At 48.3% G+C, this 24,609-nt stretch carries 24 protein-coding genes; 9 read left to right on the top strand and 15 right to left on the bottom strand.

Going from position 1 to position 24,609, the window contains the following annotated elements:
* Nucleotides 1-532: 532 nt before the first annotated feature.
* From KBW69_RS16645 to def, 8 genes are all read right to left on the bottom strand, one after another.
* Nucleotides 533-1,281 (bottom strand): IS5 family transposase gene (locus KBW69_RS16645; RefSeq protein ID WP_257281593.1). Its coding sequence is split into 2 segments (ribosomal slippage): nt 533-951 and nt 951-1,281, totalling 750 coding nucleotides; the frame shifts between segments, so codons are not numbered across the junction.
* A 98-nt stretch (nt 1,282-1,379) separates the two neighbouring features.
* Nucleotides 1,380-3,479: a glycine--tRNA ligase subunit beta gene (gene glyS / locus KBW69_RS16650; protein WP_257281594.1), complete on the bottom strand. Its 2,100-nt coding sequence runs from the start codon at nt 3,477-3,479 to the stop codon at nt 1,380-1,382.
* Nucleotides 3,479-4,444, bottom strand: a complete 966-nt coding sequence (gene glyQ, locus KBW69_RS16655) for a glycine--tRNA ligase subunit alpha (RefSeq protein WP_257274410.1) — start codon at nt 4,442-4,444, stop codon at nt 3,479-3,481. The genes glyS and glyQ overlap by 1 nt, the downstream gene beginning before the upstream one ends.
* A gap of 357 nt (nt 4,445-4,801) precedes the next feature.
* Nucleotides 4,802-6,250, bottom strand: coding sequence for a TrkH family potassium uptake protein (locus tag KBW69_RS16660; RefSeq protein ID WP_257281595.1), 1,449 nt, complete (start codon nt 6,248-6,250; stop codon nt 4,802-4,804).
* 86 nt (nt 6,251-6,336) lie between these two features.
* Entirely contained in the window at nt 6,337-7,710 is a 1,374-nt protein-coding gene (gene trkA / locus KBW69_RS16665) for a Trk system potassium transporter TrkA (protein ID WP_257281596.1), read from the bottom strand.
* Nucleotides 7,707-9,101 (bottom strand): 16S rRNA (cytosine(967)-C(5))-methyltransferase RsmB, encoded by a 1,395-nt coding sequence (gene rsmB / locus KBW69_RS16670; RefSeq protein WP_257274413.1) that lies wholly within the window; start codon nt 9,099-9,101, stop codon nt 7,707-7,709. The genes trkA and rsmB overlap by 4 nt, the downstream gene beginning before the upstream one ends.
* On the bottom strand, nt 9,101-10,066 hold the full coding sequence (fmt, locus tag KBW69_RS16675) for a methionyl-tRNA formyltransferase (RefSeq protein ID WP_257254810.1): 966 nt from the start codon (nt 10,064-10,066) through the stop codon (nt 9,101-9,103). Before fmt ends, rsmB begins: the two co-directional genes overlap by 1 nt.
* Nucleotides 10,067-10,183: 117 nt before the next feature.
* On the bottom strand, nt 10,184-10,693 hold the full coding sequence (def, locus tag KBW69_RS16680) for a peptide deformylase (RefSeq protein ID WP_257254811.1): 510 nt from the start codon (nt 10,691-10,693) through the stop codon (nt 10,184-10,186).
* A 636-nt stretch (nt 10,694-11,329) separates the two neighbouring features.
* On the opposite strand from def, the gene KBW69_RS16685 reads away from it, so the two are divergent.
* The 3 genes from KBW69_RS16685 to dprA all read left to right on the top strand — a co-directional run bounded on the left by KBW69_RS16685 (nt 11,330) and on the right by dprA (nt 14,593).
* A complete protein-coding gene (locus KBW69_RS16685) occupies nt 11,330-12,109 on the top strand; it encodes an SPRY domain-containing protein (RefSeq protein ID WP_257281597.1) in 780 nt (259 codons plus the stop codon).
* 321 nt (nt 12,110-12,430) lie between these two features.
* On the top strand, nt 12,431-13,459 hold the full coding sequence (locus KBW69_RS16690; RefSeq protein WP_257275700.1) for a LysM peptidoglycan-binding domain-containing protein: 1,029 nt from the start codon (nt 12,431-12,433) through the stop codon (nt 13,457-13,459).
* 6 nt (nt 13,460-13,465) lie between these two features.
* Nucleotides 13,466-14,593: a DNA-processing protein DprA gene (gene dprA, locus KBW69_RS16695; protein WP_257275701.1), complete on the top strand. Its 1,128-nt coding sequence runs from the start codon at nt 13,466-13,468 to the stop codon at nt 14,591-14,593.
* On the opposite strand, the gene KBW69_RS16700 is transcribed toward dprA, so the two are convergent.
* On the bottom strand, nt 14,594-14,722 hold the full coding sequence (locus KBW69_RS16700) for a hypothetical protein (RefSeq protein WP_257254290.1): 129 nt from the start codon (nt 14,720-14,722) through the stop codon (nt 14,594-14,596).
* A gap of 125 nt (nt 14,723-14,847) precedes the next feature.
* Between KBW69_RS16700 and KBW69_RS16705 the strand changes: the two genes are divergently transcribed.
* The gene (locus tag KBW69_RS16705) at nt 14,848-15,351 is read left to right on the top strand and encodes an HNH endonuclease (protein ID WP_257275702.1); all 504 of its coding nucleotides are present in this window, start codon (nt 14,848-14,850) and stop codon (nt 15,349-15,351) included.
* A 221-nt stretch (nt 15,352-15,572) separates the two neighbouring features.
* Here KBW69_RS16705 and KBW69_RS16710 read toward each other — a convergent pair whose 3' ends face one another.
* The 4 genes from KBW69_RS16710 to KBW69_RS16725 all read right to left on the bottom strand — a co-directional run bounded on the left by KBW69_RS16710 (nt 15,573) and on the right by KBW69_RS16725 (nt 19,095).
* Entirely contained in the window at nt 15,573-16,664 is a 1,092-nt protein-coding gene (locus tag KBW69_RS16710; RefSeq protein ID WP_257254288.1) for a DNA cytosine methyltransferase, read from the bottom strand.
* Between the two features lie 60 nt (nt 16,665-16,724).
* Nucleotides 16,725-17,765, bottom strand: a complete 1,041-nt coding sequence (locus tag KBW69_RS16715) for a DUF262 domain-containing protein (protein ID WP_257281598.1) — start codon at nt 17,763-17,765, stop codon at nt 16,725-16,727.
* On the bottom strand, nt 17,750-18,796 hold the full coding sequence (locus tag KBW69_RS16720) for an SIR2 family protein (RefSeq protein WP_257281599.1): 1,047 nt from the start codon (nt 18,794-18,796) through the stop codon (nt 17,750-17,752). Before KBW69_RS16720 ends, KBW69_RS16715 begins: the two co-directional genes overlap by 16 nt.
* A 74-nt stretch (nt 18,797-18,870) precedes the next feature.
* Nucleotides 18,871-19,095 carry a hypothetical protein gene (locus KBW69_RS16725; RefSeq protein ID WP_257253742.1) on the bottom strand — a complete coding sequence of 75 codons (225 nt, stop codon included), beginning with the start codon at nt 19,093-19,095 and terminating at the stop codon, nt 18,871-18,873.
* A 588-nt stretch (nt 19,096-19,683) separates the two neighbouring features.
* On the opposite strand from KBW69_RS16725, the gene purE reads away from it, so the two are divergent.
* The 4 genes from purE to hemF all read left to right on the top strand — a co-directional run bounded on the left by purE (nt 19,684) and on the right by hemF (nt 22,977).
* Complete coding sequence (gene purE / locus KBW69_RS16730; protein WP_257255483.1) at nt 19,684-20,169, top strand: 5-(carboxyamino)imidazole ribonucleotide mutase; 486 nt, start codon at nt 19,684-19,686, stop codon at nt 20,167-20,169.
* A gap of 4 nt (nt 20,170-20,173) precedes the next feature.
* Entirely contained in the window at nt 20,174-21,313 is a 1,140-nt protein-coding gene (locus tag KBW69_RS16735; RefSeq protein WP_257255482.1) for a 5-(carboxyamino)imidazole ribonucleotide synthase, read from the top strand.
* 77 nt (nt 21,314-21,390) lie between these two features.
* Nucleotides 21,391-21,936: an L-threonylcarbamoyladenylate synthase gene (locus KBW69_RS16740; RefSeq protein ID WP_257281600.1), complete on the top strand. Its 546-nt coding sequence runs from the start codon at nt 21,391-21,393 to the stop codon at nt 21,934-21,936.
* A 54-nt stretch (nt 21,937-21,990) separates the two neighbouring features.
* Nucleotides 21,991-22,977, top strand: coding sequence for an oxygen-dependent coproporphyrinogen oxidase (gene hemF, locus KBW69_RS16745; protein WP_257281601.1), 987 nt, complete (start codon nt 21,991-21,993; stop codon nt 22,975-22,977).
* A gap of 11 nt (nt 22,978-22,988) precedes the next feature.
* Here hemF and KBW69_RS16750 read toward each other — a convergent pair whose 3' ends face one another.
* Together KBW69_RS16750 and KBW69_RS16755 are read right to left on the bottom strand one after the other, a co-directional pair.
* Complete coding sequence (locus KBW69_RS16750; protein ID WP_257254902.1) at nt 22,989-23,255, bottom strand: type II toxin-antitoxin system RelE/ParE family toxin; 267 nt, start codon at nt 23,253-23,255, stop codon at nt 22,989-22,991.
* Nucleotides 23,256-23,258: 3 nt separating this feature from the next.
* Nucleotides 23,259-23,489, bottom strand: a complete 231-nt coding sequence (locus tag KBW69_RS16755; RefSeq protein ID WP_257281602.1) for a CopG family ribbon-helix-helix protein — start codon at nt 23,487-23,489, stop codon at nt 23,259-23,261.
* 182 nt (nt 23,490-23,671) lie between these two features.
* Here KBW69_RS16755 and aroE point away from each other — a divergent pair, with 182 nt between their 5' ends.
* Nucleotides 23,672-24,508: a shikimate dehydrogenase gene (aroE, locus tag KBW69_RS16760; protein WP_257281603.1), complete on the top strand. Its 837-nt coding sequence runs from the start codon at nt 23,672-23,674 to the stop codon at nt 24,506-24,508.
* Nucleotides 24,509-24,609 lie beyond the last annotated feature (101 nt).

A 24,609-nucleotide genomic window follows, 5' to 3' on the forward strand; every position in this document is an offset into this window, starting at 1 on the left:
TTAGTCATGCTTACATTTTACAATGAAAGCTGTAAATACAACAAGTATTTTGCATAGGCAGTCTTTCAGACTGCGAGCTATCCATCCCCGAACTAGAAGTACGGGGCTTTCCGCTCAATTTGGTAATAATCGATTGATAGTTATATTCTTTGTCCAATTCTAAAGGAGTCCAGCCGTCATAACCTCTTAAATCTGTTCCCGCCACTGCTGAGATCAATTTCGCAGCCGCTTTTAGGGTTGGAAGTGCCGTAGGTAGATTTATCTTCGAATGGAAACTTACAAAAATGAAATAGCGGCATTTCTGACAGGTAACTACCAGAAATCGCTCCAGCGTCACTTTCCCGCTTACATGGAGAGGTTATGCAATTCCAAGACAATATTGATCCTGTTAATGTCCCTGTAAATAAAAAGTGCGACATAAAAGCCGCACTCACTGTATCAAGCTTTGATCAGAATTTCTGCAACAAAGACAGTCCTGATTGCAACCTAGGGGGCGTTCTTATCTAACCAGACGATCAATTTACTGATTTTGTCATGCTAACCAGATCATGATGGCTGCTATCTGAAGCATTCCCATATAATTTCGTGCCAAGCGTTCATAGCGAGTTGCAACTCGCCGAAAGTTCTTGAGCTTTTGGAATAGTCGCTCAATTAGATTTCGCTCCTTGTAAATTTCTTTGTCATATTTTCGCTGATCTATCCGATTTCGCTTCGGAGGAATCACTGCTTCAGCACCTGACTTCTTGACCTCGAGGAGGAATGCATTTGAGTCATATCCCTTGTCAGCAAGAACGAAGTCCGCTGAAAATCCCTCTATCAGGGCATTTGCCTGTCCGTACTCTGATGCTTGTCCAGCTGTGAGAATGAAGCGAACAGGATTACCAAGTGCATCCGTCGCAGCGTGGATCTTGGTTGTTAAACCTCCCCTTGATTTTCCAACTGCTTCGGCAATGTTATCCGTTTTTTTGGAGCACCGTGTTGATGAACACGGGTGATTGATCCGTCAACCAGAAGGTATTCCATATCACAATCCTGACTCAGTTCTTCAGAGACTTGACTCCATATTCCTTTCGAGCTCCAGCGACTAAATCGGTTGTATATATTGTGCCAGTCACCGAACTCTTCAGGCATGTCCCTCCAAGGCGCTCCGGTACGAGCAAGCCAGAGAATCGACTCAATGAATAACCTGTTGTCAGCTGTTGGTCCGGGGTCAGAGACTTTACCCGGCAGCATGTCTTTGATCCGATCCCATTGTTGATCTTTGAGTACTGTGCGAGTCATAGCAAACCTAAATGCCATACTCTAGATCACTTTTAGGTGTCTTTCCGGTCAGGTTACTGATGTTTTTATCTGTTCGTTCGGTTGGATAAGAACGCCCCCTAGAGTAATGAAATATCGGCAACGTGTAAGAACAGCCTGCGTAATTGTTTCAAAAGCGCATAGCGGTTCAAACGAACCTGCTCATCTTCAGCGTTGACTAATACTTCATCAAAGAAGCGGTCTACAGAGTCTTTCAGTGGTGCCAGACTTTCCATAGCGACTGAGTATTGTCTCTGTTCCAGAATCGGTGCAACCTTTTCTTTGCTGTCGGCCAGGGTTTTGGCCAGAGCCTTCTCCGCGGCTTCTGTCATCAGTCCGGGGTCAACGGCGTCAGGAATGACCAGATTTCCGGCTTTAGCCAGAATATTGGAAACACGCTTGTTGGCGGCAGATAGCGTTTCGGCTTCGGCCATTTGGCTAAAGCGATGCACTGCCTTAACGCGCTGATCAAAATCGAAGGGGCGAGAAGGTTTCAGGGCCTTAACAGACAGGAAGACTTCTACAGGAATCTGCTCATCCTGATACCAGGAGCGGAATCGCTCCAGCATGAAATCCAGAACAGTTTCTGTCAGCTGTTCATTATTGGCTGCTGGCAGCACAACCCCTTGTGCCTGATAACCTTCGACAGACTGATTAATGAGATCACGAAGATCCAGATCCAGTTTCTTCTCAACAATAATACGCAGGACACCCAGGGTGGCTCTTCGCAGTGCAAACGGATCTTTATTACCTGAAGGTGGTTGATTGATGCCAAAGATGCCGGTAATAGTATCGATTTTGTCAGCAATCGCTACGGCACAACCTGTCAGATTGGAAGGCAGTTGATCACCTGCAAAGCGTGGCATGTACTGCTCATTCAAAGCGAGACATACCTCCTGTGCTTCGCCATCGTTTGCGCCGTAGTACTGACCCATGATGCCCTGTAATTCAGGGAATTCCAGAACCATTTCTGAAGTCAGGTCTGATTTACACAGTTCTCCGGCACGGACAGCCAACTGTTCTTGCCCAGTCTCCTGTCTGGCGATGAAACCAGCCAGTTTAGCAATACGTTCGCTTTTATCGAACAACGATCCCAGTTGTGCCTGGAAGACGATAGGTTTCAGGGTCTCCCTGCGAGCTTCAAGTGTGGTTTTTTTGTCCGTATCAAAGAAAAATTTGGCATCCGAGAGACGGGGTCTTATTACCCGTTCATTACCGGATACTACTTGTTCGGGCTCTACGCTCTCGATATTAGAAATGGTTATAAAATGGGGAAGTAACTTTCCTTCCTGAGATGGATCTCTTGACACGACATGGAAATACTTCTGATGCTCCTTCATGGAAGAGATCAGGGCCTCTGCGGGGACTTCCAGAAATTCATCATCAAAACGACCGGACAGGGCAACGGGCCACTCATTCAATGCTGTCACTTCATCGAGCAGGTCTTCATCAATGACCGCTTCGCCACCCAGGCCGCTCGCCACTTCTGCCACCTGTTGCTTGATGAGATTGCGTCTTTCTTCGAAGAGAGCCATCACCTTACCCTGCTCTCTCAGAAGATTATGATAATCGGCAGGCTGGTTAACGGTCAGAGGCTGGTTAGCGTGAAATCGGTGGCCTCGAGTCTGGTTACCTGATTGAAGGCCCAGAATTTCGCAATCGACTACCTCTTCCCCCATCAGCATCACTAACCAGTGGACTGGGCGAACAAACTCAGTGCGCTGTGCTCCCCAACGCATACGCTTGGGAATAGGCAGTTCATTCAGAGACTGGCTGACCATGTCTGGCAGTAGTTGAGTGGTCTCGCAACCCTGTTGAACCGTACGGTAGACAAGCCAGGCGCCTTTATCGGTTGTCAGCGTTTCCAACTGATCGACTGAAACGCCGTTAGAACGGGCAAAACCTTCGGCTGCTTTAGTGGCCTTGCCTTCTCTGTCGAAGGCGGCTTTTACCGCGGGGCCGCGGCGCTCAAGCTGCTGATCAGGTTGTGCAGTATCCAGACCCTTGATCAGCAAAGCCAGACGACGAGGTGCGGCAAAGGCTTCAAAGCTGTCAAAAGACAGTTGAGCGTTCTTCAGGCGATCCAGGATGCCATGAGTGAATGCATTGGAAAGGCTTTTCAGCGCTTTCGGGGGTAGTTCTTCTGTTCCCAGCTCGACCAGGAAATCTTTCTGGCTCATTACTTCTTCTCCTGTGTCTTGCTGTCTTCCAGACTGGCCAGAACTTCTGTACGGATATCGTCACTGGCCAGTGGGAAGCCGAGATGAAGGCGAGTATCAAAGTAGGCTTTGGCTACGGCTCTGGCCAGGGTTCTGACTCGCAGAATAAAGCGCTGACGCTCTGTCACCGAGATGGCGTGACGGGCGTCCAGTAGGTTGAAGGTATGAGAAGCTTTCAGGACATACTCATAAGCAGGCAGAGGCAGGCCCGCTTCAACCAGACGCCTGGATTCGGCTTCATAAAAATCGAATTGATGGAACAGTTCCTGAGTGTCAGCGTGTTCAAAGTTGAAAGTAGACATCTCTACTTCCTGCTGGTGGAAAACATCGCCGTATGACACTGTGCCCTGTGGACCTTCAGTCCAAATCAGGTCGTATACGTTGTCAACACCCTGAATATACATGGCCAGACGCTCAAGGCCGTATGTGATTTCGCCAGTGACCGGATAGCACTCAATACCACCTACCTGTTGGAAGTAGGTGAATTGAGTGACTTCCATGCCATTCATCCAGACTTCCCAGCCCAGACCCCAGGCACCCAGTGTTGGGGATTCCCAGTTGTCTTCTACAAAGCGAAGGTCATGCACCAGTGGGTCGATGCCCAGCTCCCTGAGGGAATCCAGGTAAAGTTCCTGAATGTTATCCGGAGAGGGTTTCATCACCACTTGGAACTGATAGTAGTGCTGTAGGCGGTTTGGGTTTTCACCATAGCGTCCATCGGTTGGACGGCGGCTGGGCTGCACGTAGGCAGAGTTCCAGTTTTCAGGACCTATTGCGCGAAGGAAGGTCGCTGGATGGAAGGTGCCTGCGCCCACTTCCATGTCCAGTGGCTGCATAATGACACAGCCCTGGCGAGCCCAGAACTGCTGAAGGGCCAAGATAAGGCCCTGGAATGTCTTGATATCAGGCGTGCTTTGAGAAGTCACAGTACTACCTCATGGAGGCTCAAAATTAGGCTTTATTCCTCTATCCCGGCTGCCAATAGCCTCGACAATTCAGGGAGCTGACGCTTCTGGTTCAACCTCCATGACGACCCGGGTGCTTGCAATGCCACTGAAAGCCTGAGCGTGAAACGGCTCATTTGTGCATTAAGTGTCATTTTCTGGAAACAGCAGCGGATTATAACGTTTTGGTTCTGGAGCGGATACCGTTGTATCCCTCTGGAAATGTGGTCGTTGTGTATAACAGAGCAACAATATCCTCAAAACTCTATGGGGCAGGATCATGGAGTTCTGATGAAGGTGTGGATAAGTTGTTGATAGCTGTGAATAACTTTTCTATTCTCAGTATTTCCAGAATGTGGGTGTAAACAATACCAGCAGTGTGAAGATTTCCAGACGACCCAGCAGCATGGCAAAACAGAGAATCCATTTCGCTGTATCGGGAAGAGCGCTGTAATTTTCGGCGGCTTCACCCAGGGCGGGGCCCAGGTTGTTCATGCTGGACGCTACGGTAGAAAAAGCAGTGGTCAGGTCAACGCCCGTGGCCATTACGGCCAGAATCATGACAGCAAACAGAAATACATAGGTGGCAAAGAATCCCCAGACAGCCTCACCGACTCGACTATGAACGGCCTTGCCACCCAGTTTGATGGTGTAAACAGCATTGGGATGAACCAAACGACGAAGTTCTCTTACCCCCTGTTTGAAGATCAGCAGCACACGAATCACCTTCATGCCACCTGCCGTTGAGCCGGCACATCCCCCGGCAAAACTGGTCATAAAGAGAAGAAGTGGCAGGAATGTTGGCCAGGCTGAGAAACCGCTGGTGGCATAACCGGTGGTCGTGGCAACAGAAACGACTTCGAAAATACCGTGATCCAGTGAGTTTGCCAGATCATAAGTGCCGGAGAAATAGAGACCTGCCACCGTAATTAATGAGACCACCAGAAGGATCAGCAAATAAGTGCGAACCTCGGGGTCTCTCCAGTAGTGATAGGTGGATTTATTACGCCAGGCGAAAAAGTGAAGCGCAAAGTTAATACCGGCTACCAGCATAAAGAAGGTGGCAGTGGCATTAATCAGTGGTGATTCAAAATAGCCAATGCTGGCATCGTGGGTTGAGAAACCACCAATGGCTACGGTGGAAAAGCTGTGGCTGACGGCATCAAAAAGATTCATACCTGCCAGCCAGTAACCCAGCGCACATATTGCTGTCAGTGTCAGGTAGAGCAGCCATAGTGCTTTCGCTGTTTCCTTGATTCGGGGTGTCAGCTTGTTGTCCTTTATGGGGCCCGGTGTTTCTGTCCGATAAAGTTGCATACCTCCGACCCCCAGCATAGGCATGATAGCCACTGCCAGAACAATGATACCCATGCCCCCCAGCCACTGAAGTTGCTGACGGTAAAAGAGGATTGATTTAGGCAGATGATCAATGCCCGTCAGTATCGTAGCGCCAGTGGTGGTGAGGCCCGACATGGACTCGAATACAGCGTCCGTCACACTGAGGCCCGGGTCTTCCATCAGTAAGAGTGGCAGGGAACCCATGCCTCCCAAAACGACCCAGAAAAGGACGGTGATGATAAAGCCTTCGCGGGGGCGTAAATCTGATTTGATTTTTCTGAAAGGAAACCAGAGTAACAAACCGATGAGAAACGTCAGGAAAAAAGTATATAAAAACAGTGAAATTTCAGTTTCCCCATAAATCATCGCCACCGCCAGAGGAGGAAGGCTGGAGAAGCTGAATAGCATCAAAAGAATGCCCAAGACAGGCAAAACGACAGAAAACTGCATAAGACCCTGTTTTTCTGGTTATACAGACAGCGGCCATGCTGTCTGATTCAATGATTAAGTGCGCAAGACCAGCACGACTGCATCGTTTAAAAAAAGCCCAGTCCAACCTGAAAGAGCTGTTCTACTTCGTGAATACGTTTTTTGTTGGTCAGAAACAGAATGATATGATCTCCTGACTCTATACGGGTAGTGTCGTGTGCAATTAACACTTCATCGTTTCTGACTATGGCCCCAATGGTTGTTCCGGGAGGTAGCTCGACCTGCTGAACCGTTTTACCGACGACTCTGGATGAATGTTCGTCGCCGTGAGCAATGGCTTCAATGGCTTCTGCTGCGCCTCGACGGAGAGAGTGAACGTTAACAACGTCCCCTCTTCGTACGTGTTTCAGAAGACTCCCGATAGTGGCCTGCTGCGGGGAAATCGCAATATCTATTTCACCTCCCTGAACCAGATCAACGTAGGCAGGATTATTAATCAGAGCCATTACTTTACGGGCACCAAGACGTTTGGCCAGCATAGCGGCCATGACGTTAGCTTCATCATCGTTGGTCAGGGCACAAAAGACATCTGTCTCTTCAATGTTTTCAGAAATCAGCAGTTCTTTATCGGAGGCATTGCCGTTGAAAACCATGGCTTTGATCAGGGTCTCGGACAGGAACTGACAGCGCTCCATATTCTGTTCAATGATTTTCACCTTGAAATCATTTTCAGCCGATTGGGCGAGGCGCAGACCAATGTTACCACCGCCGGCAATAATGATGCGTTTGTAATCATCATCGAGCCTCTGAAGTTCACTCATGACAGCCCGGATATGACAGCGGTCAGCGATGAAGAAGACCTCATCATCGGCCTCAATCACCGTTGTACCTTTGGGCATGATGGCCTTGCCGCGGCGGAAAATCGCAGCCACCCGGGTGTCAACGCTGGGCATATGTTCACGCAGGTAGCGTAATTCCTGGCCAACCAATGGACCGCCATAATAGGCTTTCATAGCCACCAGTTGGGCGCGGCCATTGGCAAAGTCCAGAACCTGAAGTGCTCCGGGACGTTCAAGAAGGCGTCGAATGTAGTTGGTGACGACTTGCTCCGGGCTGATCAATACATCGATGGGCAGAGCATCATCGCCAAACAGGTTTTCCTTGTTCAGGTACGCCGCCTGACGAATACGGGCAATCTTGGAAGGTGTGTGAAACAGGGTGTAGGCGATCTGGCAGGCCACCATGTTCACTTCATCGCTGTTAGTTACCGCTACCAGCATGTCAGCATCATCAGCACCGGCCTGTTTGAGTACAGAGGGGAATGAGGCCATACCCTGGATGGTCCGGATATCAATACGATCCTGTAGCTCCCTGAGAAGCTCGCCGTTGGCATCCACTACCGTGATGTCGTTCTCTTCATTGGCCAGGTTTTCTGCCAGAGTTCCACCTACTTGTCCGGCACCGAGAATGATGATTTTCATAGACTTTCCTGATGGCTTTTTATTATCAGAGAGCTTTCAATAGGCTGAGAGCTCTCACCAGGCTGAGGGCTCTCAATGGTCACGTCAGAATCACCGCGTACTTTTTTCAGCAGACTATAGAAAAAGCCGTCTCCTGAACCAGGCAGAATTTGTCGCCCAAAGCCGGTATCCAGTCCCCATTCTCCGGGAAGGGGTTGCAGTGCTGCGTCTACTTGTCGTTCGAGGAAAACGGCAATTTGTTTGCTGTTTTCAGCCGGCATTATGGAACAAGTCGCGTAGAGCAGTGTGCCACCGGGCTTTAGCAATGACCATAGGGTATTAAGGATTTTGCCTTGTAGCTCGGCCAATGCATCAATATCCTCGGGTTTGCGAAGCAGTTTAATATCCGGGTGGCGGCGGATTACGCCGGTAGCTGAGCAGGGAGCGTCCAGCAGAATATGATCGTAACTCTGTCCGTTCCACCATTGATCAGGCTGAGTACTGTCACCGGTCAGGAGTTGGGCTTTCAGGCCAATGCGATCCAGATTTTCCTGAACACGAGTCAGTCGCTTCTCATCTATGTCCAGGGCATCCAGTTCAATACCCGGAAACATTTCCAGCAATTGGCAGGTTTTTCCTCCCGGGGCGCAGCAGGCATCGAGAACCTTGTCGCCTTCTTTGATGGGCAACAGGTTTCCGGAAAGCTGGGCGGATTCATCCTGAACACTGACCACACCTTCAGAAAAGCCGGGCAGATGTTCTACCGGGAGAGCCCGTGTGAGGGTGATTGCCTGGGGAGACACCAGAGAAGATGAAGCCTGGATACAGTTATCCAGCAATTTTTTCAGGTAACGATCACGCTTTAAATGCTGCTCATTAACCCGCAGGGTCATGGGAGGAGACTGATTGTTGGCCCGGGCTATAGCCTGCCAATGATCAGGCCATGCTTTACGGATCTTGCCGATCAGCCACTGTGGGTGAGCGGTGAGACAAATATCGTTGGAATCGGACAGTGCATTGAGCGCATCTTCCTGACGCTGTGCAGAACGCAGAACGCCATTCACAAGACCCCTGGCCCAGGCTTTACCCATCATACGGGTGACCTGGACCGTTTCTCCGATAGCGGCGTGTGCTGGAATGCGCGTATAGAAAAGTTGGTAGAGTCCCACCAGAATCAGGCTGTGAATGGTCTGCTCTTTTGATTTCAGCGGTTTGTCCATAAGGGCACTGAGCCAGTTATCCAGACGAAAATAGTAACGCAGCGTGCCGTAGCTCAGCTCTGCCAGAAGGGGTTGATCTTTCTGGCGCAGACCCTCCTGATATTCAGGTAGAACCTGACTCAGGGATTCACCGGAAGCAACACGGCTAATCACTTTGGCTGCTGCCAGTCGAACGGAAGATTGTTTGGCCATTAGTTGAATTTTGTCCCGGGTATAAACATATCCCTGCGGCTGTTGAGCAGGTCCTGAACGGGCATGGCACGACTGCCAGATAACTGTACATTAGTCAGACGGAGTATGCCTTTTGCACAGGCAATATCCAGACCTGATTTGTCAGCCTTAATCAGAGTGCCGGGTGTTTCAGCGTGGTTTTCTTCAACCCGTTCTGCCTCCCAGACCCGAATGGCGATCCCTTCCAACTCGGTTGTCGCTACTGGCCAAGGGTTAAATGCCCGTATCAGGCAGTCAAGATTAGCTGCTGTTTTGTGCCAATCAATGCGGGCTTCTTCCTTAGTCATTTTGTGGGCGTAACTGGTATAACGGTCATCCTGCTTTTCCGCAGTAATAGTGCCTTCAGCGATAGCATTAATGGCTTCGATCAGGGCCGGCTGGCCTACTTCGATCAGGCGGTCATGCAAATTGGAAGATGTGTCTGTTTTGTGAATCGGGCAGTGGGCTTTAATCAGCATATCGCCAGTATCCAGGCCTTCATCCATCTGCATAATGGTGACTCCGGACTCTTCGTCTCCGGCCGCAATGGCCCTCTGGATAGGGGCTGCACCGCGCCAGCGCGGCAGAATCGATCCATGCACATTGATGCAGCCAAAGGTTGGAATATCCAGAACACTCTTCGGAAGTATGAGACCATAGGCTACTACAATCATCAGATCTGGCTTGAGTGCGGCGAGCTGTTCACGGGCAGCTTCATCTTTTTTCAGAGACAGTGGCTGGAACACTGGGATATTATGTTGCAGCGCCAGCGCTTTCACCGGGCTGGGCTTCAGTTTTCTGCCCCGTCCCGCCGGTCTGTCTGGCTGGGTGTATACGGCAATGACTTCATGCTGACTGTCTATGACCGCTTGACTGTCCAGAACCGCTTGAAGGTGGGCGCTGGCAAAATCCGGAGTACCGGCAAAGACAATACGAAGGCTTTTCATTGGGTTTTCTACAAGCTCGACAGAACGATAGGGTTGGCGGCGATGATAGATAAAGTAAGGGGCTGAGTAAAATCTGAGTCCCCCCGGAACTCATCTTCCGGGAGGTCTTCAGAAGCATTAAGCCATAGCAAGGCGCTTGTTTTTCACCAGTTTTTTGCGAATACGTTCCTGTTTCAGGCGCGACAGATAATCCACGAACAGTTTGCCATTCAAGTGATCCATCTCATGCTGTACGCAGACAGCAGGCAGGCCATCGAGATCTTTTGAGTATGGGTTTCCGTCTCTGTCCAGGGCAGTCAAACGGACTTGAGCCGGACGATCCAGCAGCTCGAAAAATCCCGGGATGGACAGACAGCCTTCAGAGAGATCCGTTAATTCGTCGGTCAGAGGTTCGAACGTTGGATTGATCAGAACCATTGGCTCGTTGCCATCATCGGAAAAGTCCATCACGACAATGCGCAGATGGATATCGACCTGAGTGGCTGCCAGACCAACGCCCCCGGATTTGTACATGGTTTCAAGCATGTCATCGATTATTTTACGAATATCGTCGTTTACTTCAGCCACGGGCTCGGCAATGGTGCGAAGTCTTTCGTCAGGGTATTGAAGGATTTCCAGAAGCGCCATGGGTATTCTCAAGCTACTTTGTTTGATTAGAAGGTAATTTTAAATTTCTTTTTGGTATATAGATAGTTTTAAGTGCGAACGTTCCATTTTTAAGTATTTATTTACGGTCAGGTGCTGAACTTGATGAGAGCTGCCTGTGTTTAAAGCAGTTTTATCGGGGGAAGTAACTAGCAGCCTGTCGGACTTAAGGCTGTCCTACTGCGGTTGCAATAAATTGGTCTAAAAATTTCTTGCAATCCTCACTACGGACGCTTAAGTCCGACAGGCTGCTAGATGGTCGTGGGCTTAAGAAGAGCGCAGCATCGGAGTATGATTTCCATGGTCTTGCCATTGTCTGGCAGTCAGTCAGACAATGGCAGGCAGGGACAAGTGTATGACTGTTGGCGAGGACCGGCTGTTTGAAGTTGATTTTTAATCGTTCAAACCCGGAAAGTTACCTATGGAGTGGTGAAGATAGGGTCAGAAAAAAGAACTTTTTTAATTTAAAGTTGTCGAAATAAATATAGATATTGAGTAATTAACAAGGATGTAATTATGAATCTAACAAGCCATATTTCACATTACCTGTCGTATTTATCAATACCTTCTCTAACTTCCTGCTTTTATAGTTACTGGGCAGGAAGGAAAGTCGACCAAATGGTCCGATTGCCTGAGTGTACCTATACATCTCTATCTTTAAAAGCCTTGGAAAGTGAGGATTATACTGCTCTCTCCGCACGCACCATTTGGGATAAAGCCAAAAGCAGCAGCAATATTAACATCTACGAAGATGACCCAACAAAATTAGAACGTAATAACCCCGGTAAAGGAATAGATACTGCCATGTCGGATACCGGCTTTTCAAAAGGTATTCATATTCTGGATATTGAATGGCCGACCGGAATGCGAGGTACTCATCCGGTGATTGGGGTCGCACTGGAAGGATCCCCTAATCAAGGAATAGGTTACAGAAATCTTCTTGGCGGCACAGAGTCATCATGGGGCTGGGATATAAAAAGCAAGGAACTGCTTCATAATGGTCAAATTATAGGCAATTACCCCGAAGATAAATCAAATGGATCATTTGATGTGCCCGAAAAGATAAGCTGTATAATTGATATGAATGCAGGAGTTATAGGCTTCAAAATCGGCGGGAAATATCTGGGAGACGCATTTTCGGGGCTAAAGCATAAAACTGTTTTCCTGGCTGTGTCCGTTGTTCGGACAAGCACAGCAATCTCTGTCAACTATATCAAAGGCTCTAATACCACTCTTTCGCTACAAGATCTGTCAAAGCTGGCAATAAGAAAGCGGGTTAAATTTGAAGAGCAAATTGCCCAACTTCCTACTGCTCCACCATTAAAGAGATTCATTGCCGATCAGGAAATGACCGACGCTGATGGCAACGATGATAATACTGACCAGGAAAATATATAACTTTGCTGGCTGCTTTAACGGGTGTCTTCATCTTCCCGGCTGCTTTCCAGCCATCCTAATGTAGGCAAAAATCACTGGTTTGGATAGTTTTCTGATTTGTTCTGAAGTACAGAAAGACCGTTGCCGGTCGAGAACAATAGTGATTCAGTCTTGTCTCCGATCTGTTGTTTTATCGGCTATGGGGCCAGCGAAATAAAAAGGATAAGTCACAATTCAGTGGGCAGATTCTCTTCGTATTGAAGCGTTTGATTGCCCGATGACAGGACCCGTTGGTAAACTGCCGGGATAAAACCAACAACAAGTGCAAGGGATCGTGAACCAATGAGAAGCACAGTACTGGGCATTCTTCTGCTCTGCCTGTCGTCAGCAGGGATAGCTTACGAGAATCCGATCAAGTCAGATTCTCCCCAGGATTATCTGGTAAAAAAAGGGGACACGCTCTGGGAAATCTCCAACCGTTTTCTGAAAAGTCCCTGGCTGTGGCCTGAAATCTGGCACGCAAACCCCCAGATACATAACCCCCATCTGATTTTCCCCGGAGACCTGGTGAGCCTTGTCTACATCGATGGTCGCCCGAGGCTGACGGTTGTCCGTCGTGGCGAGAGTGGCAGAACTGTCAAACTTAGCCCGAAAGTGAGAACACTGCCTGCTGAAGCGGCTATTCCTGCTATCCCACTCAGCGCAATCGATGCCTTTCTCAAGAGCAGCCGGGTATTTACCTCTAAACTGGCGTTAGACGGTGCTCCTTATATATTTGCTTCCAGACAGGAACGGATCATTACCGGTGCGGGAGACAAGGTTTATGCCCGGGGACCCATAGATTCACTGGACAAGAATCTCGACATTCTTAGGGCCGGAGGCGTTTTGAGGGATCCTGACAGTGGTGAAGTACTGGGTATTATCGGCCATGAAATAGCAGGTGCCTCCCTGCAAAAAGTAGACAATGGCATTGCCAGCCTGAACATCCAGACAAGTCTTCAGGAGGTGAGGCCGGGTGATAAGGTAGTGCCGGCAGACACCTTTAGCCTCCAAACCACCTTTTTTCCCAGGGCACCTGATGCGCCGTTAGAAGGCAAAATTGTCTCTGTTGTTGATGGTGTAAAAAAAGTGGGTCAGTTCAACAGCGTCATTATTAACCGGGGTATCCGGGAAGGTTTGCGTCAGGGCGATATATTCAACGCCTACAAGAATACGGAGGTTAAAGATCAGATCAGTGGTGAAATGGTCAATTTGCCTCCTGAGAAAGCCGGCATGATCATGATTTATCGCCCTTTTGAAAAAGTGAGCTATGGTATTGTGCTGACGGCCTATGAAGAAATAGGTGTAGGCGATACTCTGAAAAGCCCCTGAGGTGCGATGATTCAACAACATGACTCCAGCTGGCAGCAGTTAAAACAATGGCTGCTGCTTTCATTTCAGCCCGGACTGGGTGCGGTTCGCCTCAATGCCCTGGTCCGGGAGTTTGGTTCTGCAAGCGCTGTTTTGTCAGCCTCTTATCAGTCATTGAGGATGGGGCTGCCGGAAAAACTGGCGGCGCAATTATCGGGAAATCCTGAGACACCAGATATTACTGAGCGTCTGAACCATTGTCGACTCTGGCTGGAATCCAGTCAGGCTCATCACATTATTACCCTGCAATCGCCTCAATACCCTGCTGCTCTCAAGGAGTTAAGTGACCCTCCTCCCTTGCTTTACGTGATGGGTAATCTCGATCTGTTGAATGAGCCCCAAGTGGCCATTGTCGGAAGCCGCAGGCCGACCCCTCAGGCTCGTCGATTGGCTCAGGAGATGGCCATGGATTTGTCTCGAAAGGGACTGGTGATTACCAGCGGCATGGCGCTGGGAATTGATGCAGCCGCTCATCAGGGAGCATTGGGCAGTTATGGCAGTACCATAGCGGTTCTGGGAACCGGGGTGGATGTGGTTTATCCAAGGAGTCATGGCGACCTTTATCAGGCTATAGCCATGCAGGGCGCAATTGTGAGTGAGTTTCCTCTGGGGACGACACCTAAACCCGGACATTTTCCAAGAAGAAATCGCATCATCAGTGGTTTGTCTGTCGGTGTTCTGGTGGTAGAAGCAGCGCTTAACAGCGGTTCATTGATTTCGGCCAGACTGGCTGCTGAGCAGGGACGAGAAGTGTTTGCTGTACCGGGTTCTGTTTTAAATCCTCTCAGTCGTGGTTGTCATAAGCTCATAAAGGAAGGAGCTGTTCTGGTTGAATCGGCTGAGGATATCCTGGTCGAGTTACAGAGCTATCTGAGAGCTTATGTGGTATCCACCTCTGAGCCAGAACCGATCAACTCTGATTTATCAGGGGTTCAGAGAGTCATTCTGGAAATTATGAGCGCTGAAGCCATCAGTGTGGATCTGATTTGCCAGATATCAGGGCTCTCGTTTGACGAAGTTTCTGTCATTCTGACTGAGATGGAGCTGGAGGGTTTTATTGAGTCGGTGCCTGGTGGTTATATCCGAGTGGGGTAATTATCTCACTTCCTCGCCAGCTCTTGCTTCATATCGGTCAATAATAGCCTCAACCTGCATGGGCTTTGCGGTATGTCGTAATTTCGGCAGGTCGTAAAGCAGGGGCATCCCTATGCGGGAGTGCGCCATTCCGCAAGCCATCGGGTTATAACTCGCCAATCCAAGCCGCACAGACAATGACATTCACTAATAATTTAAATCTTTCACTTCTGGTACGATATACCACAAACTTTCGTACAAGAAATGAAATATCTATGACGTTCGAAGAGTATTATCAGAAGCTTCCCATCAACAAGAAGAAGTTGAGTAATGTAAAGCAGACCATCTTGAAGCGTTTATGGGGACAAGATAGCAATCCATTTCCTAAGCCTTGGGTATCTTCCGCTGAACTGCTTGAACTGACAAGTCAGAAGTACTTTGATCGTCGAACCAGAGAGTTAAGAGATGCGTTGGGTTGTGACCTGGAATCTGCTTATCAGGAAGAATTTGAAGGCCATGCCTGGCGTTTTAGATCAGACACTCTGACTGCTCCACAAGCGCGAAAATATCTCACAAAAGCGCAAAAAGATCGTCTTTTTACTGAAGCTGAAAATACCTGTGCAACCTGCGCTACACAAACCGAAGCGGGTGTCAGAGGTTTACAAGCAGACCACAAAGTACCTCTTTCCCGCGGAGGAACTAATGATTTAGAAACTGGCAGCCTATGTGTAACAACTGCAATGTTGGGAAGAGGAGAGCTTGCGAAGGTTGCCACCTGAACTGTTAGACCTGTTCATGGGCTTTCCCTGAAAAACATGGTGTACCTTTTATTTTGAACCTCAGTGAGCCAGTACTGAAGGTTATTGACAGTATCAGCGAGACTAAATCCATCAGTCGAGAAGAGGCTATCAGAATAGCTGTAGAAGCTTATCGTGAAGAATTTCTGACCAGTAAGCCGACATGATTGGGTGGTATCGCTCATGCAAATGCTTGTTAATGATCAGCCTGCCCGTGCAGTGAGATCCTGATCCCTAAACATATCCATTGTTTCAAAGGCTCGATGTGATGACGCCAACTTACGAACCGGTGCTTTCTGCAGAAGTGCCTTCCTGATTTGTCTACCTACAGCCTCTGCAACAGGTGCGGGAAATGCATTGCCGACCTGTCGATAGGCATGGGTCTTTCCACCAAAAAACTCCCAATAGTCAGGAAAACCCTGAATTCTTGCAGCCATTCGAATATTCAGCAACGGCATCCCTTCGCAACCAGGCTGGATCGTTCCATCTCTTTTGAGAACGCCTATGAAACCTTCTCCTGGAATCTCATCATCATTTGCAACTCGGTGAGCATTTACACCAAGCTCTTGCCACTGTCGTTTGGCTCTGGTAGGCCCCAGATCGGGTCCTCCATGTTTTTTAGATCCACCTACAAGTGTCGGAGCTATTTTATCAGCCCTCTTTTTCCATTTATCAACGCCTTCCCAACCATTCGATGACATGAGATCACAAAGAGCTTCACCTACAGTTTTAGGTCGCGTATTCAGAGGTTGAGGCCAGTGAAAATGCTTAAAGTAATCAGGCTTCATTGCCACCAGGATAACTCTGGGTCTTAACTGGGGCACACCAAAATCACTGGCCTGATGCAGCTTCCAATCAGAGAGATAACCCATCTCAAAGAGCGTATTAGATATTTCATCTCGGTAATCTTTGAACTTATCTTCCAGAAGCCCTGGAACATTTTCCAGCATCACGGCTTTAGGTTGAACCTTCTGAAGAATCTCCAGCGCCGTGGGGAAAAGATCACGTTCATCATTGCTACCAAGCTGCATACCGGCTTTGCTGAATGGAGGGCATGGCACTCCCCCTGCAACCAGATCAATTTGCCCCTGGTAGTCTTCAGCTTCATGTTCTGCAAAGTGCTTTAGGTCACTCTCAATGATATTGTCCCACCCCAAGCCATGAGCCTGATTATTGAGGCGCAAAGTCTGACTGGCATGATGATCGATCTCAATGAGGGCTGCATGAGAAAAACCTGCCACGTGCAAACCTATGGCCTGACCGCCGGCACCAGCACACATTTCAATCGTTTTCATCAAAAAACCTGTTTAATGTTCAAAACGGCAATTATACCAAGTTCAACTGTATGAAAAAAATCACTCCAACTCGAGATAATTTTTCAGCGCCTTCACTCTACGCTGCCGCTGCCCTTTATCCTTGGTTCTGGAAGACATACTTTTGCTGTAGGCTTCGACATTTTCATTGTCAGAGTCTCGGGAGCGAAGTTTTGTATAGAATTCAGTAAGTTTTCCCTTAATGCAATGAGGTTTTATGCCTTCTCTTTCACAAAAGTCTGACAGACACCAGATGCCATAAAGATGTGAAACGCCTCCGACATTGAACTTTTGATACTCAATATCCAAAGATTTCATAAAGTCAGTAACAAGTGAAAACCTGGCTTTGATGTAACTCCAGTCTAGAGTTTCTTTACTGTACTTCTCATAAAGCTCATCCAATATATTCTGGTTCGCATGCAATGGCTTCCCCTCAATTTGCTGAAACATTATTTCCGAAATAAATTCGTAATGCTCCATCCTGGCGACATCTGTACCTTCCAGTCGCTCTCTCCAAAATGGGATTTCAGAAACCCTTTCGATAAGGTCAAGAAGCTGGCTTCCATGATACTTTGACCTTCTCAACTCTTGTCCCTTCAATGGCTCCCCGTTACGGTTTAGTCTGTCGAATATATTATCTATTACTTCTTTATCTGAAGTATCTATATATTCAATGGGAATAACATACCTCCAAAACCGTTTTTTATAATCAGTCAAATTCTTTTCATCTAAATCCCTAAAGTACACCCCGGCTATTTTTTCATCATGAAAAGGTGTGTTTTCAAACTCATCTGATGCCGGTATTTCATTTTTTAAAAACCGAACTATAGAGGTCAAACGCTGCTTGCCGTCGATGACATCATATTTTGTTTTACCTGTATCATCGTCTATTTTTTGATGTAAAAAAATAGGCGGAATGGGAAAGTTTTTAAGCAAGCTATCAATGAAAAATGACTGTTTTTCGTCGCTCCAAACACTGTCCCTTTGGTAAGCAGGGGCAAAATTATATTTGTTCAGTAAGTAGCTCTCCCAGAAGTTAGCCACCGTGATCGTGTTCGTTTCTCGCATCAGGCTGACTGACATTTCATCTTCTCCTTGAGAGTCTCAGAACTGGAATATGTAACAAAATTACTGAATATACTTGTCAGAACAGCATTGATTGTTCTTTGAGGGTTAGGGTTTATCATGGTCACGTCGAGTAAGGGGTCACAGCCCGTAAACAGCTCGTCAAGCTCAGACCTGTCTACGTGCCAGTAAGACAAGCCACAAATAATCATTTCGTCATCCTTGTCTAGCCTATCAGCCTTGAGCTTTGCTTCAGCTCTAATAGGAAAAGACCACGTGTGACGAAAACGCTCTGAGTCACCTGCTGGGGGAATCAGGGCTGTAATAAGGTGATTATCATCCAGGCCATCATAAGCAACCGAAAATTCCTCTGTCGAACCATCCTGAAGCTCACGGTCGTACTTTATTCCATAAGAGTCTCTGGCAGATTTGCTCTCATGAAGAAAACTAATTGAGCCATGAGGCTTGAGTATTTTTATCCTTGCATTTTCCACTCTGTCACCCACAAGCCCAACTTTGTAGGGTATCTTGAATCGGTCTAGAAGGCGCTCTAGCCATACGTCGTAATTGTATGTGACGACCACTATTTCGCTATAGCTATCTGACTGACTGGCATGCCTTATAAACTCAAGCCAAGGCCAGCTCTGAGCTGAGTCCGGTATTTCTGGCACTTGTTTGTTATAAAAAACAAACAAGTGCTTAATATATTGGATGAATTCCTTGTAGGCGTGGATATAGATATCGTTAGGTCGGTCACCTAGGCCAACCTCATCAGGCTTCTTCTTTGATGCATAGACGTTTACGCACGTGATAATGTCCTCGATCAGATCCATTGCGTCCCTGGCACTCATGTTTGGTCTGGCCCCTAGGTTCCATAAGTTCGGACAGTGTTTAAAAGACAGGAAGCCCGGCATTCCTGTTGCTGGCCAAGGAACCTCGGTGCCTCTTCGAAACAAATTTATTACGTCTATATCATCAAATCGACCAATATGTTTCAGGAAATCTATGGTGAATCCGTTACCCAGAATCAAGAACAACTTCTTACTCAAAAAAATTCCTTGTATTTCTATAAGACAAATTAATGTTTGCAGGCAAAGCGGAACTTGTTTTCAAGCAGCTACGCCTAACCTACTAACCACTGCTTCAGTTTTGGCTCATCAAAAATGACCTGTTCAAACTCTTCTGGCGACTCTGCCTCAAATCGCACGTCTACAAACTCCTGATAATCATCATCTTGTGACGTTTTCATTTCCATCAGAGAGTAACGCAGGCTGTCGTCAATTTCCCGGTGTCGAGGGTCTTCGGGAAGCACGCAGATTTTCAGAATTTTGTGCCCCTGCACGTACACGAAGGAAGGGCCGGTATCGTTACGGTACGACTGGTCTTTGAAGTAGACCGGAATACGGATGCCCAGTGGGTAATCCTTGCCAAACTACTGCTTGTACGGTTCCATTACTACCCCTGAATTAAATAGTCTTAAAGATGCTTATTTTAAACCTTGCAGCGCACTGTGTTAAAAAAATTTTTGTGTTCCAATTTTGCACTACAAGCCAAACTTCATAACAGGCACAAAGATCAGAATCTTCACGGTCATTAACTAGAAAAGTGGGGTCTGTAAGACGAACATCACCGACTAGACTGTGGACCGGCAAAGTCCGGAAACGCATCAAGGCTGGTTTGCCAGCAGCACAGCGAAATGAAACCATGAACAGGTTTCATCCCTATGGTATTAGTTTGTAGAACCCGATTCACGTTGGGGATGCTTATGCTCATTAGTGTGGGCCTGAGTCTCACACTGAATAAAAAATGATCGTTTTCCCTGTGATTCAGATTTTATTGCAAGATTTTTTAATGCCTATTCGCTCAAACGTACAAGTCTTCTTATAATCTACCCCGAATCATCCACCGACCATTACACGGCTTACAGGAGTTTGAGATGGAAGTCGGCATTATCATGGGGTCCAGGTCAGACTGGCCAACGATGAAACTGGCAGCGGACATGCTGGACCGGTTTGGAGTCCGTTATGAAACCAGAGTGGTTTCAGCGCACCGGACTCCCCAGCTGTTGGCTGACTATGCCACAGGCGCTAAAGAGCGGGGCCTCAAAGTCATCATTGCAGGCGCAGGCGGCGCGGCTCACCTGCCCGGCATGGCAGCCGCTTTCACTAGCCTGCCTGTTCTGGGAGTCCCCGTTCAGTCCAAAGCACTGAAAGGTATAGATTCATTACTGTCTATCGCACAGATGCCCAAGGGGATTGCCGTAGGAACTTTGGCCATTGGCGAGGCAGGTGCCGCCAATGCGGGTATTCTGGCTGCTCAAATCATTGGTACGCACAATGAAGCGGTCATGGCTAAGATAGAAGCTTTCCGTAAAGAACAAACGGACACGGTTCTGGCTAATCCCAATCCGGCTGAGGATTAATCTGATGCATGTTTTAGTGCTGGGGGCAGGCCAGCTGGCGCGAATGATGTCATTGGCTGGCGCACCGCTGAACATTCAAATAAGTGCTTATGATGTCAACAGCGAAACAGTGGTTCACCCGCTGACTCAAATGACCACCGGTAATGACTTGGCATCCGCTATCAGACAGGCTGATGTCATTACCGCAGAATTTGAACACATTCCCCTCGATATTCTGGCTGTCTGTGAGAAAAGCGGCAAATTTCTGCCTTCTACAGAAGCCATCAAGGCAGGTGGCGACCGGCGTATCGAGAAAAAAAGACTGGACGATGCCGGTGTTAAAAATGCCCGATACTTTGTCATTCAGACTTATGAAGACTTCCACAAAGCGATTGAGCATGTGGGTGTGCCTATGGTTCTCAAGAGTGCTTTGGGCGGCTACGACGGTAAAGGGCAGTGGCGGTTAAAAGAGCTTGATCAGGCTGATACCATCTGGGCAGAAATGGCCGAATGCATTGCAGCTACTGATCATCAGGCGATTGTTGCTGAAGAGTTTGTCCCCTTTGTTCGTGAAGTCTCACTGGTCGGTGCCCGAAGTGCAAACGGAACGGTTGCTGTCTACCCTCTGGCCGAGAATGTTCATACCAACGGAGTACTGAGTCTTTCTACAGCCATCACTGATCAGGCATTGCAGGAACAGGCAAAGCAGATGTTCACTGCTGTCGCTGAGAGTCTTGGCTATGTCGGAGTGCTGGCACTGGAGTTTTTTGATGTGAGTGGTTCCCTGCTGGTCAATGAAATCGCGCCAAGAGTGCACAACTCCGGGCACTGGACTCAGCAAGGTTCTGAAACCTGTCAGTTCGAAAACCATCTTCGCGCTATCTGTGCAATGCCTCTGGGCAGCACCCGACTGATCCGAGAAACCACCATGATCAACATATTGGGTGAAGACAGGCTTCCTGAAGCGGTGATGGCAGTGGCAGGCGTTCATGTACATTGGTACGGCAAAGTAAAACGTTCTGGCCGTAAGATGGGCCACATCAATGTTTGTGGTGATAGCTCTGGCAGTGTGCAAAACAAACTCTCTGATCTCGCGCAATGGCTCGATCAGGCAGCCTATCCTGCGCTGCATGAATTTGTCCGGAAGTCATCGACACAAGCTTGAGTCAATCCTGATCAGCTAGCAGCGTTTACACAGCCTTGCTAAACTCTGCTACTCGCTGATCAAGTTGATAAAACGCTATGTCTAAAATTCAGGCTGTTATCGAACAGGGCGGCGTCATAGCCTACCCTACGGAGGCGGTCTGGGGGCTCGGGTGTGACCCCTGGAATCGGGAAGCTGTCTACAAAGTGCTGGCCATCAAGCATCGCCCTGTTGAAAAAGGGTTGATACTGGTCGCCTCCTCTCAACAGCAGTTTGCCCCCCTGCTTTCTAACCTGACTGAAGCGCAGCTTGAAACCTTATCAGCCTGTTGGCCGGGTCCTTATACTTGGCTGCTGCCTGATCCTGATCAGTGGACACCGGACTGGGTTCGTGGAAAATTTGATACGGTGGCTGTCAGGGTGAGTGCTCACCCGTTGGTTGTAAAGCTCTGTGAACAGGCCGGGCAGCCGCTGGTATCTACTTCTGCCAATCGGGCAGGAGAACCTCCTTTAATGACAGAGCAACATGTTCAGGAACAGATGGGGCAGCAGGTATCTCTGATTGTTTCCGGTGAAACGGGTCCACAGACCGAACCCTCTGAAATTCGTGATCTTCAGACAGGACAACTGGTCCGGGCTGGTTAATATCGGCTCTGTTAAACTGCGTCTCTTTTTTATCCAGCCAGCTCAGGGAGTATTATGGTGACCGATGCCCGTACTGGAAAAACCACCAGTCCAGAAAACAGCAGCGAATCGCTGGACAGCCATGAGCCTGTAGACAGCCATGAACAGGTAGACCGAGTCAGGCAATACCTGTTGTCACTGCAGGACGCTATTTGTAATGCTCTGGAAAAAGAAGACTCTGGCACTGTTTTCCGTGAGGAAACCTGGGATTACCACGGTGGCGGCGGTGGTCGTGCACGGGTTATTGAAGGCGGCTCGCTGTTTGAAAAAGGGGGAGTGAACTTCTCTTATGTGAAGGGCGATAAACTGCCACCTTCCGCCACAGCGAAAAGACCCGAGCTGGAAGGTCGGAGCTTTCAGGCCATGGGAGTCTCCCTGGTGATTCATCCCAGGAACCCATTTGTGCCAACGTCTCATGCCAATGTTCGTCTGTTGATTGCCGAAAAAGAAGGGGCCGATCCGGTCTGGTGGTTTGGTGGCGGTTATGATCTGACGCCCTATTACGGTTTCGAAGAGGACTGTACACACTGGCATCAGGTGGCCCGATCAGCTTGTGAGCCCTTTGGTGAAGAGGTCTACCCCCGTTACAAGAAATGGTGTGACGATTACTTCTTCCTGAAGCATCGAAATGAGCCCCGTGGTGTGGGCGGCCTGTTCTACGATGACCTTAATGAATGGCCCTTTGAACGCTGCTTCGAGTTTATGCGGGCGGTAGGCAATAGTTACATCGAAGCTTATCTGCCTATCGTTCAGAAGCGTAAAGATACTGAATACACGGAACAGAACCGTTATTTCCAGGAGTATCGACGCGGGCGTTATGTTGAGTTTAACCTTGTATACGACCGTGGAACACTGTTTGGTCTGCAATCCGGTGGGCGCACTGAGTCTATCCTGATGTCTTTGCCTCCTGTTGTGCGCTGGGATTACAATTGGCACCCGGAAGATGGGACAGAAGAGGCCCGTCTTTACAATGAATTCCTGAAACCCAGAGAGTGGGTCTGATATTTAACGAGCTACCGCTTTTGTTTTTCGTGAAAGATACGGGCAACCAGTAATTCTCTGGTTGTCAGAAGGTAATAAACCACGTAGGGCGTACCGACCACTTGTATTTTGCGATAGCGTCCCACCTTATTGCCTGCCATAGGATGGTCTTGCAGGCGATCCAGGTTAAATTTCAGAGTATCCAGAATTCGATCAGTGACGGCTGGACAGTGTTCATCAAGATAGGTGGCAATTTTCCGATAGTCGTTTCTGGCAGCAACTGACAACCTGACCTGCATTGACTAACGCTCCTCTTTCAGGAATTGTTCCAGAGAGATGGTTTCCATATCGCCTGATTCAACGGCACTGACCGTCTCTTCAACCTGCTGGAGTTGCCACTCTTCAGCATCCATATAATCCGTTACCACTTCCCGAATGAGCGTCGAAACATCTTTTTGATGAATAGCGGCGAGTTTGTCGAGCCGCTCGAGGTCATTTTGATCAAATCGAACGTTCTTTATCTTCATGGCCATAAGACTAATCCGTATATCTATAAAATATACAGATTAGCATCCTGACACTATTGCGCAAGTGGTACATCCTGTCCATTTTCAACAGAGAATATTGTATGGCTGGATAATTATCTCTCCCATTTTCTACCAACATCCTCTAGAGTACCGGAAGTTTTTTAGCTGCATTCCCCGAGAAAAAAAGAATGGCCATACCTGTTGATCACTACGCTGTGATGGGGAACCCCATTGAGCACAGCAAGTCGCCAAGAATTCATGCCATGTTTGCAGAGTCTGTCGGGCACAGGCTGAGTTATAACGCCCAACTGGTTCCGGTTGATGACTTTGAAGAGGCCGTTAAACGCTTCTTTGATAATGGTGGCTACCTGGGTCTGAGTGTAACGGTTCCTTTCAAGGAGCAGGCATGGCAGCTATCAACCGTGCGAACGGGAAGGGCTGAGAAAGCAGGTGCAGTCAATACACTCTGGATGGATGAACAAGGTACTCTCAACGGAGACAACACGGATGGACTCGGTCTGGTTCGCGATCTGACGGTCAACAACAGTGTTTCTATCAAAGGAGCGAAGGTACTGGTTTTGGGCGCTGGTGGTGCAGTAAGAGGTGTCCTTGAGCCGATCCTTGCACAGGAACCATCGGAACTGGTGATTGCCAATCGGACTGTCAGCAAGGCTGAGACTCTGGCTGGTCTGTTTCCTGAGCAACCCGTAAAAGCTTCCGGTTTTTCAGAACTCGAAGGCTCTTTTGACATCATCATCAACGGTACTTCCGCCAGTTTACACGGCGATCTGCCTCCTGTTCCGGCAACAGTCATTGCTGCTTCGACCTGCTGCTATGACATGATGTATTCAGCGTCTAATACGGTATTCAATCGATGGGCTTTGGGTCAGGGGGCAGGAGCCGTGATTGATGGTTTGGGTATGCTGGTAGAACAGGCCGCAGAGCAATTTGCTATCTGGAGAGGTGTTCGTCCTGAGACCATTCCTGTTCTGGAAATGCTCAGAAATGAACTCTCTGGAGGCTGAACGACTGAGCAGCCAAACCCGGGGGGGCGGCCTCTGAAAAAAACATTTCAATAGCTTTTTCGTAATTCTCTATGCTCAGACGTTTCGAGAAAAAGGCGACT

Source organism: Endozoicomonas sp. ISHI1, assembly GCF_024606225.1.
Lineage (GTDB): Bacteria > Pseudomonadota > Gammaproteobacteria > Pseudomonadales > Endozoicomonadaceae > Endozoicomonas_A.